3 protein-coding genes are annotated in these 1,997 nt (G+C 46.1%); 2 read left to right on the plus strand and 1 reads right to left on the minus strand.

Annotated features, from left to right (window positions below):
- Positions 1-682: 682 nt before the first annotated feature.
- Both A7P95_RS00055 and A7P95_RS10940 read left to right on the plus strand, forming a co-directional pair.
- Positions 683-931 carry a hypothetical protein gene (locus tag A7P95_RS00055; RefSeq protein WP_067589348.1) on the plus strand — a complete coding sequence of 83 codons (249 nt, stop codon included), beginning with the start codon at positions 683-685 and terminating at the stop codon, positions 929-931.
- 51 nt (positions 932-982) lie between these two features.
- Positions 983-1,300: an NGK_0946 family protein gene (locus tag A7P95_RS10940; RefSeq protein WP_082890648.1), complete on the plus strand. Its 318-nt coding sequence runs from the start codon at positions 983-985 to the stop codon at positions 1,298-1,300.
- 151 nt (positions 1,301-1,451) lie between these two features.
- On the opposite strand, the gene A7P95_RS00060 is transcribed toward A7P95_RS10940, so the two are convergent.
- Positions 1,452-1,997: IS1595 family transposase (locus tag A7P95_RS00060; RefSeq protein WP_067589351.1), on the minus strand; the 546-nt coding region annotated here is incomplete at its 5' end.

Here is a 1,997-nt window from a genome sequence, read left to right on the forward strand (position 1 = left end):
TCGGCACAAACCAGCGTAAAACAGCAGTCTAAAGTGTTGCAAAAAAGCGGTAGCCGATGGCTATCGCCGCCTTACTGTTGCTTGCGTTTTTAAAAAGTTCTTGACTTTCGATTACGGTATCTTTTGTTGTGTTTGAGGCTACCTGAAAAGTTTTGGCTTGGCCGAAACAGGGGCTTCCGGGCAGTTTTTATTTACATCTCATGCGTTTGCTTGAAAGCATTGCGGCACAAAATTTCTATGCGGCGAAATAGGGATTCTGATGGGCTGGGAATTTCAGGTAGCCTCATGTAAAGGAGTGGTGGATGGCTTAAAGCATAATGTTGCATATATGCCTCTAAAATTGGGCGATTCTGTTTTAGATTAAACAGTTTTGCCGATTCTGGCGATGATATTGCGATATGGAAAATGTTCTGGCAGCTGATTTTGAGGCTGTGTGGAAAACCATAAGCTTAGATGTGGGAGTGGCAAATTTAAGGCAAAAATAAGTGCTGGAAAAAGTTTGTTAGACTGTATGTAAGCATTGAAGCACATGCTTTTTTGGGGCGGATTGTTAAGATTTTATCCTAAATATTACAAATAGTAAGCATAATTTTTTGACAGCGGGTGCGCGCAAATTTACAATGTAATCAAGAAGTAAGTTTGAGTAAAGATTCTAGGTCAGTTTAAGAAAGGGAGGTGTGACATGAGAAGTCAATTAATGATGATGGTAACGGCAGCTTTGCTGCTGGGTGGTTGCGCTTATGGCGAGCAGAAGTTCGTTGACACTCGTTCTCCTGCTGAGATAGCAGCTAGTGCTAGGGCAATTGATCGGGCAGAACGGGCAGAACGGGCAGAGTTCCGTAGGGAACGCAGGCAGGAGCTGATGGATGAAGCCAATGCCACTCGTCGTGCCAACCAAGGCAGCCGGCATATCTACTATCATTTCCGGTAATGCCAGTTAGGCTGTTAGCTTGTTTGTATTTACACTTTTAGGAGTTTGAAAATGAAAAAGTTTGCATTGCCTTTAGCATTAATTATCGCTTTAGCTGGCTGCGCCTCCGGTGGTTCTGTGGGGAACTATGCAATCGGGGATGATAACGCTGCCATTAACGCTGGTCGTAACCGTGCTTCTGCACAAATCAGCCGTGCCCAGCTTGATCAACATCGCCGTCAGCGCCAGAACGTTTCAGAAGAATTGGCATTGGAACGTGAAAAACGTGCCAACGCTCATGGCGCAGTACGTGAAAACTTGACGACAGGTGCTGCGGCCATTGGCGTAGTGGGTGGTGCAGCTGGTTTAATTCGTAGCTTCCGCCACTAGTAGGTTTAGTGCTTGGATGGGAAAGAGAGGCAGGCTAACTGAGAAAGTAGATGCAGACGGCATGTCGCAATATACTGTCTAAGCAGTGAATTAGGCAAACAATAGACAAATTGTTTGCCTAATTTTATTTTGGGGTTGACGTAGATTAGCCCTAAATTCCACACCATCTCCGCAGGATTTTAAGCTGTCGGGACGGTGTGCCGAAGTTAAACCGAAATTCGCACTCTTTCAAGAACAGCGGGAAAGATTTGCGGTCGATTCCGTTGTATTTGCGTAAGACACGTTTTGCCTGATTCCAGAAATTCTCAATGCCGTTAATGTGGTTTTGACGGTCTGCAAATTCCTTGGAATGGTTAATACGGTGATGGATAAAACCACCCACGTCCAACTTGTCATAACTGCTCAGGCTATCGGTATAAACAATGCTGTCCGGCATGATTTTCTTTTTGATGACAGGCATCAATGTTTCAGACTTGGCATTATCCACCACAATAGTGTAGACCCGTCCCTGCCGTTTCAGGATGCCGAATACCACTACCTTGCCTGCCGCACCACGTCCTCGCCTGCCTTTGCGGCGTCCGCCGAAATAGCTTTCGTCCAATTCGACCGGGCCGGCGAAAATTTCATCGGCCGCCAGTGCCAGATGATGGCTGATGACTTGGCGGATTTTGTGGTAGAACAGGATAGCAGAGTTGGG

The sequence above is a fragment of the Eikenella longinqua genome (assembly GCF_001648355.1).
GTDB lineage: Bacteria > Pseudomonadota > Gammaproteobacteria > Burkholderiales > Neisseriaceae > Eikenella > Eikenella longinqua.